Origin of the sequence: Streptomyces sp. NPDC048636 (assembly GCF_040650655.1) — a bacterium.
GTDB lineage: Bacteria > Actinomycetota > Actinomycetes > Streptomycetales > Streptomycetaceae > Streptomyces.
Window position 1 is genome coordinate 45,805 of the sequence record NZ_JBEZHR010000023.1, and the last position, 14,065, is coordinate 59,869.

Below are 14,065 nucleotides of genomic sequence, written 5' to 3' on the forward strand. Positions count from 1 at the left end.
GGTGACGGACAACAAGGCGCCGTACGTCCCCGGCCACGGCCTGCTCACCGGCCGCACGGCCGTCATCACCGCCGCCGCGGGCTCCGGGATCGGTGGGGCCACCGCCCGCCGGTTCCTGGAGGAGGGTGCGCGGATCGTCATCGGCGACGCCCATGAGCGCAGGCTCGAGGAGACGGCCGCCGCCCTCGCCGGGGAGTTCGGCGCGGACCGGGTGGCCGGGCGGGTCTGCGATGTCACCGACGAGGAGCAGATCGCGGCGGTCTACGACCTCGCCGAGGAGCGCCACGGACGGCTGGACGCGGTCGTCAACAACGCCGGTCTCGGCGGCACCGCCCTGCTGACAGAGATGACCGACGCACAGTGGGACCGCGTCATCGACGTCACGCTGACCGGCACCTTCCGCTGCACCCGCGCCGCGCTGCGCCGGATGAGGGCCGACGGACACGGCGGCGTGGTCGTCAACAACGCGTCGGTGGTCGGCTGGCGCGCCCAGGCCGGACAGGCCCACTACGCCGCGGCCAAGGCGGGTGTCATGGCGCTCACCCGCTGCGCCGCCGTCGAGGCGGCCGGATACGGGGTCCGGGTGAACGCGGTCTCGCCGAGCCTGGCGATGCATCCGCACCTGGTGAAGGTGACCACCCCCGAGTTGCTCGCCGAGCTGACCGAGCGGGAGGCGTTCGGCCGGTACGCAGAGCCCTGGGAGGTGGCCAACGTGATCGTCTTCCTGGCCAGCGGCTATTCCTCGTATATGACGGGGGAGACCGTGTCCGTCAGCAGCCAGCACGCATGAGGCGACAATGACCCCGTGCCGAACCAGAACCCCAGTGGGAACAGCGAGAAGAAGACGACCGTGAGCCCGTCCCCCGAACGACGTCGCGAACTGCTCACCACGGCGGCGGAGGTGTTCGCCGCCCAGGGGTACAACGCGACCACCGTCCGCCGGATCGCGGACCAGGCGGGGATGCTCGCGGGCAGCCTGTACTACCACTTCGACTCCAAGGAGTCGATGATCGACGAGATCCTCACCACCTTCCTCGACGAGCTGTGGGCCGGGTACGAGGAGGTGCTCGGCGCCGGGCTCGGCCCGAGGGAGACCATCGAGGCGCTTGTCACCGAGTCCTTCCGGGAGATCGACCGGCACCACGCCGCCGTGGCGATCTACCAGAAGGAGGCCCGCCACCTGGCCGCCCAGCCCCGCTTCGGCTATCTCACCGAGTCGCAGCGGAAGTTCGAACGGGCCTGGCTGGGCACCCTGGAGCGCGGGGTGGCCGAGGGGGCCTTCCGCGCCGATCTCGACATCCGGCTGGCGTACCGCTTCCTGCGCGACACCGTATGGGTCGCCGCGTCGTGGTACCGGCCGGGCGGACACCACAGCCCCGAGGAGATCGCCCGCCAGTACCTGTCGATGGTCCTGGACGGCATCACCCCGAGGCAATGACCACCAGCCCAGAAGGAGCGTCAGCGGTCATGGCCGAGGCATTCATCGTCGAAGCGGTACGCACCCCCGTCGGCAAGCGGAACGGCGGACTGGCCGCCGTCCACCCGGCCGATCTCGGCGCCCATGTCCTGCGGGCGCTGATGGAGCGCTCGGGCGCCGATCCGGCCGCCGTCGAGGATGTCGTCCTCGGCTGTCTGGACACGGTCGGACCGCAGGCCGGGGATATCGCGCGCACCTGCTGGCTGGCGGCCGGACTGCCGGAGGAGGTGCCGGGGGTGACCGTCGACCGGCAGTGCGGATCCTCCCAGCAGGCGATCCACTTCGCCGCGCAGGCGGTGCTCTCCGGCACCCAGGACCTGGTGGTCGCGGGCGGGGTGCAGAACATGTCGATGGTGCCGATCGCCTTCGCCAGCCGCCAGGCCACCGTGCCGCTCGGGCTGACCGAGGGCCCCTTCGCGGGCTCCGAGGGCTGGCGTAAGCGGTACGGCGACCGGCCGGTCAACCAGTTCTACGGCGCCGAGCTGATCGCCGAGAAGTGGGGCATCACCCGCGAGGCGATGGAGGAGTTCGCGCTGCGCTCGCACCAGCGGGCGATACGCGCCGCGGACGAGGGCCGCTTCGCAGCCGAGCTCGTGCCGTACGGGGAGGTCACCGCGGACGAGGGGCCGCGCCGGGACACCAGCCTCGAGAAGATGGCCGCGCTCACCCCCGTCATGGCGGGCGGCCGTATCACCGCCGCCCTCTCCTCCCAGGTCTCCGACGGGGCCGCGGCGATGCTGATCGCCTCCGAACGGGCGGTACGCGACCACGGGCTGACCCCCCGCGCCCGGATCCACCACCTCTCGGTGCGTGGCGAGGACCCCATCAGGATGCTGTCCGCGCCCCTCCCCGCGACCGCGTACGCCCTGAAGAAGACCGGTATGACCCTCGCCGATATCGACCTGGTGGAGATCAACGAGGCGTTCGCCCCCGTGGTGCTCGCCTGGCTGAAGGAGACCGGCGCCGACCCGGAGCGGGTCAACGTCAACGGAGGGGCCATCGCGCTCGGCCATCCGCTCGGCGCCACCGGCACCAAGCTGATGACCACCCTGCTGTACGAACTCGAGCGCACCGGCGGGCGGTACGGCCTCCAGACCATGTGCGAGGGCGGCGGCCAGGCCAACGTCACCATTGTCGAACGGCTCTGACGGCCCCGGGCCCCGCACGGGCCACCGCCGGATCGGACCTCCCCGCGTGGCGGGCCCCGACGGCCGCGCACATGATGACCTCATGGCGTGCGGATCGACCAGTCTCTGGAACGGCGAGGCCACCTGGTTCTGCTGTGGCAACGCCTGGGGCCCGTGCGCCGCCGCGGGCGGCGGTGCCTGCGGCACCTGCAAGTCCAGCAAATTGCAGGCGGCCTGGCCCAACGCCTCCCAGGCGTGCTGGGACATCACCCGGCCGGATCTGTGCGGGGAGAAGATGCCCCGGCGCGGCTGCGGTTCCGTGATGAAGGTGCGGCACCAGTGCTCCGGCGCCAGTGTGTGCGTCACGGTGAGCGACTGCGGGCCGCGCACCCGCAGCTTCTGCTCCGAGTCCAGCTGCTGCGACGGCACCTGCCGCACCAACCGGGTCATCGACCTCACCCCGGCCGCCTTCTCCGCGATCGGCAGTCTGAGCACCGGCACCCTGCCGGTGGTCATCTTCGAATGAGGCGGGCGGACATGAGCGCGTACCGGACCGGCGACCCCCTGGGCCGCCGCCGCTTCCTCACCACGGCCGCCCTCCGCGGCGCCACCGTCGTCGGCGGCGGTGTCATCGGGGCGACCGCCCTGGGCGCGGTGGACGCCGACGCCGCCTTCGCCGGACCGCTGCGCTCCCTGGATCCCGCGGGCGCCGACGGCACCTTCGTGGAGGGGCGGATCACCTGGATCGACGGCGGGCTGCTGGAGGTCGCGGGCTCCTGGGGCGAGTACGCCCGGGTCCGGGTCACCGGGGCCACCAGCGTCTGGAAGGCGCGCGCCACCACCGTCGCCGCCATCGAGACCGGTGACGGCCTCTACGCCCGTGGTGTGCCGATGCCCGACGGCACCCTCGCCGCCGACGCGGTGTGGGTCAACATCGTCAACCTCCACACCACCGTCCGCGGGATCGAGAAGACCCGGCTGCATCTCGCCCACGGCTCCCACGAGATCGTCGGCCGGGTGCTCCCGGACACCACCAGCGTCTCCTACTCCGGCGCCGCGCCCACCGCGGATCTCTCCCGGCTGCGCATCGGCCAGGACGCCCAGGTGCTCGGCGCCTGGCGCCCGTCGGACGACTCCGTCGAGCTGGTGCGGGTGTCGGTCGGGCCGGGCGCCGGGCACCGCCGGTGAACTCCGCCGCCACCGCCACCGCCACCGCCACCGTGGCCGTGGACCTGGCCGCGCCGCTGCTCGCCGCGGTGCTGGGCACGGCCGGTGCGGGCAAGCTCCTCGGCCGGAGCGCCGTGACATCGGCGTCCCGTAGCGCCCTGGCCCGGCTGGTGCGCGGCGGTGACCGGGCGGCCCGCGTCCTGCGTGGCCTGGGCGCCGTCGAACTCCTGCTGTGCGCGGCGCTGCTGGCGCTGGAGCCGTCGGTGGCCACGGGAGCGGCGGCCGCCGCTCTCGGCACCGGTTTCCTCGGCTATCTCGGCTACGCCCGCCGCAGAGCGCCCGGATCGTCCTGCGGCTGCACGGCCGGGGACGACGGACCGGTCGGTGTCCGCGCCTTCGGCCGGGCCACCGCGGTCCTGGTGGGCGGGGTGGCCGTCGTCCTCGCCGAGCACCCCTGGTGGACCACGGCCCCGCGCCAGCCGGCCGCCACCGCGGGCGCCGCCCTCACCGGGCTGGCCGGCGCGCTGGCCCTCGCCCCCGACCGCTGGCGGCTGCCCTGGCGCAGACTGCGGCTTCGGCTCACCGGGCATCCGCTCGACGGCACGCGCGCGGCCACAAGGGTGCCGGTGGCCGCCACGGTGGAACTGCTGGAACACTCGCTGGCCTGGCAGCACACCGCGCCCCTGGTGCGCTCCGCGCTGCTGGACCACTGGGACGACGGCGGCTGGCGGATCCTCCAGTACGCCGGGGTCCACGGCGGCGGCCCGGCCGCCCGCCCGGTGCTGGTGCTCTTCGCACTCGACGCCGCGGCCAGCCGTGACGCGGTACACGAGCCCGCGGTACGGGTGAGCGTCCTGGACGCCGACACCGGCGAGGCCGTGGCACTCACGGCCTAGCTGCCGCCCGGTGGGCGGATCCTCATGTGGTGAGGCCGAAGATGAGGACGAGCAGTCCGTAGCAGAGGGCGACCAGCGCGGCGCCCGCCACATGGACCCGCAGGGTGTGCGCCCGGCCGGGCAGCAGCCAGAAGGCGAGCGCCCGGTTCACCAGCGGCATCAGCACCCAGGTCAGGATGGAGACGCTGAGGGTGTTGCCGATGAACAGGGCCGCGTAGCCGGGCACCCCCGCGTCGTCGAGGCCGACGCCCACCGTCAGGTTGAGGACCATCACGGTCGGATAGAGGGCCAGCACCACGGACATGGCCTGTTTCCAGTTCGGCGGGATGCCCTGGTCCGCCCCCTCCCCGAAGCGGAACCAGCCGCTGAACGGTGAGCCGATCTTCCGCACGTCATAGTGGGTGAAGTACCGCCCGCCCTCGTTCAGCAGCTTCTTGCGGGTGTCGGACTCGAGCCAGTGGTCGAGGTGTTCACGGGAGTCGAAGCGGAAGACCACGACCCAGTGCTCCTGGATGCCCGGCACCGGGCGGAAGAGCTCCGAGCCCATGAAGCCGGGGTACTTCTCCTGGGCCTTGAGCGTCTTCTCCTGCCAGCGCAGAAAGGGCTCTTCGCATCCCGGGCGGATCTCATGGGAGATGACCGCCGTGATGCCCTCGGGCTCCTCGGCGGGCGTTCCGCCGCTGAGCACCTCCTGGGTGGGCGGTGCCTCGAACAGCGGGCGTCCCTCGTCCAACAGCTCCTGACGGGCGCTCGACCGCAGCCAGGTGGTCAGTTGGTCGACCCGGGAGAACCGGAAGACGACCACCCATTCGTTCTCCTGGCCGGGGCCCGGTGGATACAGCTCGGTGCCCTCGAAGCCGTCGAAACCGCGCGCCGTGCGGTTGGTCTTGTCCTGCCAGCGCTTGTAGTCCTCGTCGCGTCCTGGGCGGACTTTCTGCGAGGTCACCACCGTTGCCCCGGCTCCGCTGGAGCCATGGGTTGCACGGCTATCCATGCCGAGTAGTCTAGATCAAACAGAATTTATTGGACAAACCGAGCGTTCCGCAAGGGTGCCGGCACAGGCACGCAGAGCCGAGCGGAGGTTTGACATGGCGAAGCAGGAGTTCCTGGCCGAGGCGGTACGGCTGGCCACCGAATCCGTGGAGAACGGCTGGGGCGGGCCGTTCGGCGCGGTGATCAGTCGTAACGGCGACATCATCGCCCGTGGGCAGAACCGTGTGCTGCTGACCGGCGACCCCACCGCCCACGCGGAGGTGGAGACCATCCGCAAGGCGATCCAGGTGCTCAACCCCGAGGCCCCGAGCATCGACGGGGAGCATGTGAACGAGAGCACGCTTGAACTCGTGCCTCGCCCCGAGGGATCGCCCGACCCGGTGGCCGAGCGCGCCCGGATGCTCCAGGGCTGTGCGATCTACATCAGCGGGGCGCCGTGCCCGATGTGCATGAGCGCCATCTACTGGTCGCGGATCGACGCCGTCTACTTCAGCTGTGACCTGGCCGCCACCGCGAGGATCGGTTTCGATGACGCCTATCAGTACGAGGACTTCCAGAGACCCATGGACCAGCGCAGGATCCTGATCGAGCAGATCCACCCCGAGCTCGGCGCCGAGGCGTACAAGGCATGGATGGACAAGGCCGACCGACACCCGTACTGAGGGGGACTCGTGGTGCGCGCGCCGTATGGCGCGCGTTTCCGCGCGCCCGGGTCCGGGCCCTCGGCACGGGTAGGGAAGTGGTGATGGCCGAGAAACCCTCCGGCTCCCCGGACCACGGACACCAGCCCGGACAGCCAGACGGGCATGAGCATCGCCATGAGCACCGGCACCGGCGCGGCGACCGCACCCGGTTCGAGCGGCTGCACCATGTGTTCCACCGCTCCCCGGCGGGCCGCGGATGGCGGCGGGGCAGTGAGTTCGAGCTGCTGCACAGGGCGTTGGGCTTCGCCGCGCTCGGCTTCCTCACCCTGGTGCCGCTGCTCATCGTGGTCGCCGCCGCCGACCCGGTGAACCGCCATGGTTTCGCCCAGTGGCTGGCCGAGGGGCTCGGGGTGTCCACCTCCTCGCGGGACGAGGTGAAGCAGCTGTTCGCCCCGCCGAAGCGGGCGCTGGAGACCACCACCGCGTTCGGTCTGGCGACCCTGGCCATCTTCGGGCTGAGCTTCGGCGCGGCGGTGCAGACCGGCTACGAGAAGGTGTGGGAACTGCCCGCCGGGCGCTGGCACAACGTCTGGCGCCATCTGGTGTGGCTCGTGGTGCTCATCGGCTATCTCCTGCTGTCCTCACATCTGGGCCCCGGTCTCAGCCGGCTGCTCATCGCCGTCGTGGGCACCGTGTTGTTCTTCTGGTGGTCGCAGCGGCTGCTGCTGGGCGGGCGGATCAGCTGGGGCGCCCTGCTGCCCGGCGCGCTGGCGACCGGTGCCGGACTGGTGGGTCTGCGGGTCTTCTCCCAGTTGGTGTTCTCCCCGCTGATCGCCTCCAGCGCCGTCTCCTACGGCCCCGTCGGCACCGTGCTGGTCGTCCAGTCCTGGCTGGTGGGTGTCGGCTATGTGGTCTTCGGTGGAGCACTGCTGGGCCGGGTGCTGCACGAGGAGTTTCTGCGGCTGGTCGCCTGGCGCCGTCAGCGGCGGCGGGACGGCCCGCCCCGGCCCTGAGCGCACCCGGGCCCTGAGCGCACCCGGGCCCCGAGCGCGCGGCTCTGAGCGCGCCCCGGCCGACGACGGAAGGTGCCGGGCGGCGCGTCCTCCCCGGACCGGGCCGGAGCGAAACCGTGTTCACTCGTTCGCCCCCGGCAAGCACCGAAACGACGCGCCGGTGATGCGGTCGTGCGGCCCGTGATGAGCATGGTGCACAGGGACACCACGGCCGAGAGGTCCGCGGTGCCATGCCGTCGACGCAGATGGAGGACGCCGGGAAATGAAAGCGCGAGACAACGATTACGTGCCCGTGCTGATCGTGGGGGGATCGCTCGTCGGCCTGTCCGCATCGGTCTTTCTCGGCCGCCTCGGCGTAGAACATCTGCTGGTCGAGCGCCATGCGGCCACCTCCGCGCATCCGCGCGGCCGCGGGAACAACATGCGGACGATGGAGCTGTACCGCACCGCCGGCCTGGAGCCGGACATCCGCAAGGCGGCCGCGGTGCTGTCCAAGAACGACGGCATCCTCCAGGCCGACGTCCTGGCGGGCGGCAAGCGGCGATGGATCTACCCGCGGATCACCGGCAGACCCCCGGAGGCCGAGAAGAGCTCGACCTTCCGCTGTGCGTGCAGCCAGAACGACCTGGAACCGGTCCTCCTGGAGCACGCCCGTGAACTCGGCGGCGATGTGCGCTTCGGCACCGAACTGGTCTCCTTCACCCAGGACGAGCGCGTGGTGCACGCCGTATTGCGCTCCCGGGAATCCGGTGAGACGTACACGGTCCGCACCGACTATCTGCTGGCCGCCGACGGACCGCGGAGCCCCGCGCGCGAGCGCCTCGGCATCGGGCACACCGGACGCGGCGACCTCTTCCACAACATCAGCGTCACCTTCCGCAGCAAGGCGCTGCGCGATGTCGCGGGCGACCAGCCCTTCGTGGTGTGCTACCTCACCGATCCGGCCGGTGAGGGGGTGCTGCTGCCCGTCGACAACGAGGAGCAGTGGGTCTTCCATATGCCCTGGACCCCCGAAAGCGGGGAAACCATCGAGGACTTCACCGAGAGCCGGTGCGTGGAGCACATCCGGGCCGGCGCGGGAGTCCCCGACCTGGATGTGGAGGTCACCGGCAAGGCCCCCTGGCACGCGGCGGACCGGGTCGCCGACAGCTACCGCACCGGGCGGGTGTTCCTCATGGGCGACGCCGTCCACGAGATGCCGCCCACCGGCGCGTTCGGCTCCAACACCGGTATCCAGGACGCCCACAACCTGGCCTGGAAGGTGGCCGCGGTGCTCCGCGGCTGGGCGGCCCCCGAACTGCTGGACACCTACGAGGTGGAACGGCGGCCGGTGGCACAGGCCACCAGTGCGCGGGCCACCCTCCAGGCGTCCCTGGAACAGCACCCCGGATACTCCGCCTCCCAGTCGGCGAAGACCGGCACCGACCTGGTCACCACCGCGCTGTGCTACCGCTACCACTCCACCGCGGTCCACGGCGGCGACCCGGACGCCCCCACCGTGCCCGACACCTTCGAACTGCGCGGTGACCCCGGTACCCGCGCGCCCCATATGTGGCTCACCCGGGACGGCGCCGAGGTGTCCACCATCGACCTGTACGAGCGCTCCTTCGTACTGCTCTGCGGACAGGCCGGGGCGGAGTGGCGGGCCGTCGCCCGCACGGTGGCGGAGAAGCTCGATGTCCCGCTGGACGCCTACCTGGTGGGCGCCTCCGCCGACGCCGACCTCCAGATCCGGGGCGGCGCGGACTGGGCGGAGACCCACGGCACCACGCGGGAGGGCGCGGTGCTGGTACGGCCCGACGGTTTCGTGGCCTGGCGGTCGCGGACCCTGCCGCCGAACGCGGAACAGGAGCTGGCGGATGTGCTCCTGGAAGTCCTCGGACGTGGCTCGGGCCGCTGAACCCCGCCCGGCACCTCTCCGTCCGCCCCCCTCACGTTCCCGAGGAGTCCGATGACCCCGCTCAACACGTCCGACACCGCAGTCGTCGACGACACCGTCCCGGCGGACCGCCCCGGCACACCGCCGGGTGATGACGCGCGGCGGTCACGGGTGGACGTCCACCACCACTACACCGCACCGCAATGGCTCGAATGGGCCGAGAGCAAGGACATCGTCCAGCGCGGCAAGCTCCCCTGGTGGACCCGGTGGGACCTGGACAGCGCGCTCACCCTGATGGACCGGGCGGGCATCCGGACCAGTGTGCTCACCGTCGCCATGCTGGGGCGGCTGCGCGAGCCCGCGCTGCGCAAGGAGAGCGCCCGCGTCGCACTGCGGTCCGCGAGCGACCTGGTCGGCGCCCATCCCGAGCGCTTCGCCTTCTTCACCCCCGTCTTCCTCGACAACATGGAGCTGTCCCGCTGGTCGGTGACGTACGGCATGGACGAGCTCGGCGCGATCGGCGTGAGCACCCGCACCAGTGTCCGCGGGACCTTCCTCGGCGATCCGTCCCATGACGCGCTGCTGGCGGAACTCGACGAGCGCTCCGCCGTCATCAGCACCCATCCCATGGAGGTACCCGGCGACGAGGCCGGGCTGCCGGGGGTGCCGCCGTTCCTGTGCGACTTCCTGATGGACACCACACGTGCCGCGATCAGCCTGATCGTCAACGGGACGCTGGACCGCTACCCGAACCTCTCCTTCATCCTCCCGCACGGCGGTGGCTTCCTGCCCTACCTCGCGAGCCGCCTGGAGACCTTCGGCGACCAGCTCACCCCCAAGGTCGACGGCTCCCGGGTCCGCGACTATCTGCACCGCTTCTACTACGACACCGCGGGGCCCATGTCGCCCTCCGCCACCCCCAGTCTGCTGACCGCCGTGGACCCCTCCCGGATCCTCTACGGAAGCGACTGGCCGCCCACCCCGGCCCGCGTCGTCACGGAGGTCACGGCACCCGCCCTCGACGACGACCCGGCGCTCGACGAGCTCCAGCGGCGCGGGATCAACAGGGACAACGCCTGCCGTCTGCTGCCCGCCCTGTCCCGGGCCACGGCGCGGGTCTGATCGCCCGGACGGCACAGCCGTGCACCGGCCCCGCCGCCGAGGAGGCGGCGGGGCCGGACGGCCCCGTACCGGTGGTCGATCCGATCGCCCCGGCACCCCCGACCCTGGCATGCTGGCGGTGTGAACGGACCGGAGATTCACCTCAGCATCGCCCCCGAGCTGCGGCTTTTCGCCGCCCCCGAACGGCGCCGCGGAGAGCTCGCCCTCGTCACCGACGGAGCCTCCACCCTCGGGCACGTGGTCGAGTCGGTCGGGGTTCCGCTCACCGAGGTCGGCGCACTGCTCGTGGACGGCCGGGAGACCCCGGTGTCCCATGTGCCGCGGGCGGGGGAGAGCGTCGAGGTGCGTCCGGTGGTCCGGCCCCAGCCGGTGCCGGGAGCCCCCTTGCGCTTCCTGCTCGATGTGCATCTGGGCACGCTCGCGCGGCGGCTGCGGCTGCTGGGCGTCGACGCCGCGTACGAGAGCGAGGACATCGGCGATCCGGCGCTCGCCGCGCTCTCCGCCGCCCAGCGCCGGGTGATGCTCTCCCGCGACCGGGGGCTGCTGCGCAGACGTGAGCTGTGGGCCGGGGCGTATGTCTACAGCGACCGCCCCGCGGAGCAACTGCGCGATGTGCTCGGCCGGTTCGCCCCGCGCCTCGCGCCATGGACCCGCTGCACCGCCTGCAACGGACCGCTGGAGGACGCCGACAAGGAGATGGTCCGGGAGCGTCTTGAGCACGGCACCCGGCGCAGCTACGACGTCTTCGCCGCCTGCACCGCCTGTGAGCGCGTCTACTGGCGCGGCGCCCACCACGCCCGGCTGGAGGCCATCGTCGCGGGAGCCGTCGAGGAGTTCGGCGGCGCGGCGCCACCGCGCTCCGAGGCGTCGGCCCCCTGATGGCCACCGCTCCGGGGGCGGCCCCCGCACTCCCCGACATACGCGGCGCGCTGGAGAGCCACATCACCGTGGCCTGCCCCGCGTCCGCCACCGACCGGCTGGCGGCCTGGGCCGCGGCGCGCGGATTCGGCTTCACCCACATCGTGCTCGCCCGTGGCCGTACGCCCTCCCAGCCCATGCTGAACCTCCGCGGCGACGGCCCGGCCACGGTCTGGCGGGACACCACGGACCGGGTGGCCGCCGAACTGGTGGCGGACGGCTTCCGCCCGGTGCGGATCAAAACCGAGGCCGCGCCCTGGGCGGCCGGGGTTCCCCAGGACGACCTCGCGGCGGCCGTCCATGGCCCCGGCCGCTACTTCGAACACCACATCAAGCTGCTGCTGCCGGTGGAGCGGGACCGGACACCCCTGGCCCGCCTCGCCGTTCCGCACGGCGCCCATGTGTCATGGAACGCCCGCCGGGTCCGCGCCGACGGACAGCAGGAGCGGTTCCTCACCCAGCGCTGCCACGGGGTCGGCCGCGCCACCGCCGAGCGGCGGCTGTCCGCGCTGCTCGGGACCGTGCGCACGGCCGGTCTCCCACCGCTGGAGGTGGAACGGGAGTTCGTGCTCCATGACACCAACCTCGGCCTGGACGACGGCTGGCTCACCGAGGAGTCCACACCATGACATCGCCGCCGGAGCCCGAACCCACCTGGGAAGCGATATGGGGCAGCAACACCCCCGAGATCCCGCACACCCCGCTGGACGACACCGTGCGCCGACGGCACGAACTGCCGCGTACGCTGCTGCCGACCCCGGAGGGGCTGCGCAGCACGGCGGTCTTCGATCCCGCGCTGAAGGAGTTCGGCCGCGCCTTCCGGGCGGGCGAACCGCGCTTCGCCGACGAGGCGTCGGCGCGTGACTGGCACCGCGCCCGGCGCACCGTACTGGACACGGTGCTCGCGGCCGTCGCGGACGGCCCCTGGGCGGACCATCTGATGCTGCGCGGCAGTGTGTTGATGGCCACCTGGTTCGGGGACGCCGCCCGCGATCCGGGCGATCTGGACTTCGTCGTCGTGCCCCAGGGCTGGCAGCTGGCCGACCCCCGCACGGCCGGTCTCTTCGACGGTATCGCCCGCGACGCGGAGGCCGCCGCCCGCGGCGGTGGCGCGGTGCGGATCGACGCCGGGGGCCGGGTGACCGAGGACATCTGGAGCTATGAGCGGGTGCCGGGCCGCCGCATGCTGCTGCCCTGGACCGCGCCGGGAACCGCGGGCGGCACCGTCCAGCTCGACCTGGTGTTCAACGAGCCGCTTCCGGCCCCGCCGGTACCGACCCGGCTGCGCCCCCTCGGCGACGGTCCCGGCTGCCGCCTGCCGGCCGCCTCCCCGGAGCTGTCCCTGGCCTGGAAGCTGCTGTGGCTGGTCAGCGACTTCCATCCGCAGGGCAAGGATCTCTACGACGCGGTGCTGCTGGCCGAGCGCACCCCGCCCTCGTACGCCCTGGTGCGCGACACCTTCGTCCGCACCGGTGTGGACGGGCTGCGGCCCGCCGGTTCCTGGTGGACCGACACGCTGCGCGTGGCGGAGGGCTGGGAACACTTCACCGCCGAGTACCCCTGGGTGGAGGACGACCCGGACGGTTACGCGGCGCGGCTGGCATCCGCGCTCGCGCCCCTCCTCGCCGAGGCCGAGCCGCCCGGCGAGACTCGCTACGAGCGCTGGGCACGCTGGCTGGAGCCGCTGGTGGAGAGTGCCCGCGCGTCCTCCGCGCCACCGGCGGACACCCTCCGCCATCTGGCGGCGGGGGGCTGGGAGGGGCTGCTGGCGACCGTGGTCATCGTGCGGGAGCTCGCCGGGCGCGGGACCCTCGATGCGCAGGAGGCCCTGCGCACGGTGGTGGACCACCACGAGAGCTGGCGCCTGTGGCGGGAGAACCCCGAGTGGTGGGCGGCCGTCCTGGACGAACTGCGCTGACCGGCTCCCCGCCGACGGACGCGCTCGCGGGCGCGGGCAGGCTCCCGGGCGCGCACATGCGTGGCACGGAGCCCGTGCGTAGGCTGGCGTCATGCCCGAGCTGCCCGATGTCGAGGGGTTCCGGCGGACGCTGGCCTCCTGCGCACAGGGCCGCCGCGTCGCACATGTCGAGGTGTCCGACGCGGGCGTGCTGCACGGTGTGACCCCGGGACGGCTGCGGCGCGAGCTCGAGGGCCGCCGCTTCGCCGCGCCCCGGCGGCACGGCAAGTGGCTGATCGCCCCCACCGACGGCCCCGCGCTGCTGCTGCACTTCGGCATGACCGGACGTCTCGTCTGCGCCGAGGACGGCGCTCCGCCGGGCCGGTTCGAGCGGGTCGCCCTCACCCTCGACGACGGCCACCGGCTCGGCTACGAGGACCAGCGCAAGCTGCGCGGCATCTGGCTCGCCGCCACCGACGCCGACACCGACCGCGTGCTCGGCCCTCAGGGACCCGACGCCCTCACCCTGGACCGGCCCGGACTCGACGCCCGGCTGGCGGACCGGCGCGGCAGCGTCAAGGCCACCCTGATCGACCAGTCCGTCGTCGCCGGACTCGGCAATCTGCTGGGCGATGAGATCCTGTGGCGGGCCCGGATCCACCCCCGGCACCGCGCGGGCGCGCTGGACCCGGACGCACGCCGACGGCTCCACACCGCCATGCGCCAGGTGCTGCGCACCTCCGTACGGGTGGGGGAGGTGCCCGCCCGGTCCGGCTGGCTCACCGGCCACCGCGACGACCCCGATCCGCACTGCCCGCGCTGCGGCCGTCCGCTGCGCCGCGGCCGGATCGCGGGCCGCACCAGCACCTGGTGCCCGCACTGCCAGCCGGACGGCGGCTGACCCGGCCGGTGCCCGGCGGCCGGCCGCCCGC

15 protein-coding genes are annotated in these 14,065 nt (G+C 72.7%); 14 read left to right on the forward strand and 1 reads right to left on the reverse strand.

Annotation, left to right across the window (positions count from 1 at the left end):
• Position 1 precedes the first annotated feature (1 nt).
• From AB0C66_RS34920 to AB0C66_RS34945, 6 genes are all read left to right on the forward strand, one after another.
• Entirely contained in the window at positions 2 to 790 is a 789-nt protein-coding gene (locus AB0C66_RS34920; RefSeq protein WP_362448249.1) for an SDR family oxidoreductase, read from the forward strand.
• 60 nt (positions 791 to 850) lie between these two features.
• Entirely contained in the window at positions 851 to 1,438 is a 588-nt protein-coding gene (locus AB0C66_RS34925) for a TetR/AcrR family transcriptional regulator (protein WP_362448378.1), read from the forward strand.
• Positions 1,439 to 1,467: 29 nt separating this feature from the next.
• Positions 1,468 to 2,625 (forward strand): acetyl-CoA C-acetyltransferase, encoded by a 1,158-nt coding sequence (locus AB0C66_RS34930; RefSeq protein ID WP_362448252.1) that lies wholly within the window; start codon positions 1,468 to 1,470, stop codon positions 2,623 to 2,625.
• Positions 2,626 to 2,707: 82 nt separating this feature from the next.
• Positions 2,708 to 3,130: a septal ring lytic transglycosylase RlpA family protein gene (locus AB0C66_RS34935; protein ID WP_362448255.1), complete on the forward strand. Its 423-nt coding sequence runs from the start codon at positions 2,708 to 2,710 to the stop codon at positions 3,128 to 3,130.
• Between the two features lie 11 nt (positions 3,131 to 3,141).
• Entirely contained in the window at positions 3,142 to 3,792 is a 651-nt protein-coding gene (locus AB0C66_RS34940; protein WP_362448258.1) for a cell wall protein, read from the forward strand.
• On the forward strand, positions 3,789 to 4,667 hold the full coding sequence (locus tag AB0C66_RS34945; protein ID WP_362448261.1) for a MauE/DoxX family redox-associated membrane protein: 879 nt from the start codon (positions 3,789 to 3,791) through the stop codon (positions 4,665 to 4,667). Before AB0C66_RS34940 ends, AB0C66_RS34945 begins: the two co-directional genes overlap by 4 nt.
• Before the next feature lie 22 nt (positions 4,668 to 4,689).
• Here the strand turns inward: AB0C66_RS34945 and AB0C66_RS34950 are convergent, their stop codons facing one another.
• Entirely contained in the window at positions 4,690 to 5,661 is a 972-nt protein-coding gene (locus tag AB0C66_RS34950; RefSeq protein ID WP_362448264.1) for an antibiotic biosynthesis monooxygenase, read from the reverse strand.
• A 94-nt stretch (positions 5,662 to 5,755) separates the two neighbouring features.
• Here AB0C66_RS34950 and AB0C66_RS34955 point away from each other — a divergent pair, with 94 nt between their 5' ends.
• The 8 genes from AB0C66_RS34955 to AB0C66_RS34990 all read left to right on the forward strand — a co-directional run bounded on the left by AB0C66_RS34955 (position 5,756) and on the right by AB0C66_RS34990 (position 14,034).
• Entirely contained in the window at positions 5,756 to 6,322 is a 567-nt protein-coding gene (locus AB0C66_RS34955) for a nucleoside deaminase (protein WP_362448267.1), read from the forward strand.
• 83 nt (positions 6,323 to 6,405) lie between these two features.
• A complete protein-coding gene (locus tag AB0C66_RS34960) occupies positions 6,406 to 7,317 on the forward strand; it encodes a ribonuclease BN (RefSeq protein WP_362448270.1) in 912 nt (303 codons plus the stop codon).
• 262 nt (positions 7,318 to 7,579) lie between these two features.
• Positions 7,580 to 9,217, forward strand: coding sequence for an FAD-dependent monooxygenase (locus tag AB0C66_RS34965; protein ID WP_362448272.1), 1,638 nt, complete (start codon positions 7,580 to 7,582; stop codon positions 9,215 to 9,217).
• A 51-nt stretch (positions 9,218 to 9,268) separates the two neighbouring features.
• Complete coding sequence (locus tag AB0C66_RS34970) at positions 9,269 to 10,318, forward strand: amidohydrolase family protein (RefSeq protein WP_362448274.1); 1,050 nt, start codon at positions 9,269 to 9,271, stop codon at positions 10,316 to 10,318.
• Between the two features lie 120 nt (positions 10,319 to 10,438).
• The gene (locus tag AB0C66_RS34975; protein ID WP_362448277.1) at positions 10,439 to 11,197 is read left to right on the forward strand and encodes a Mut7-C RNAse domain-containing protein; all 759 of its coding nucleotides are present in this window, start codon (positions 10,439 to 10,441) and stop codon (positions 11,195 to 11,197) included.
• Positions 11,197 to 11,865: a hypothetical protein gene (locus AB0C66_RS34980; protein WP_362448280.1), complete on the forward strand. Its 669-nt coding sequence runs from the start codon at positions 11,197 to 11,199 to the stop codon at positions 11,863 to 11,865. Before AB0C66_RS34975 ends, AB0C66_RS34980 begins: the two co-directional genes overlap by 1 nt.
• Positions 11,862 to 13,154 (forward strand): nucleotidyl transferase AbiEii/AbiGii toxin family protein, encoded by a 1,293-nt coding sequence (locus tag AB0C66_RS34985; protein WP_362448283.1) that lies wholly within the window; start codon positions 11,862 to 11,864, stop codon positions 13,152 to 13,154. Before AB0C66_RS34980 ends, AB0C66_RS34985 begins: the two co-directional genes overlap by 4 nt.
• Positions 13,155 to 13,245: 91 nt before the next feature.
• The gene (locus tag AB0C66_RS34990) at positions 13,246 to 14,034 is read left to right on the forward strand and encodes a DNA-formamidopyrimidine glycosylase family protein (RefSeq protein WP_362448286.1); all 789 of its coding nucleotides are present in this window, start codon (positions 13,246 to 13,248) and stop codon (positions 14,032 to 14,034) included.
• Positions 14,035 to 14,065 lie beyond the last annotated feature (31 nt).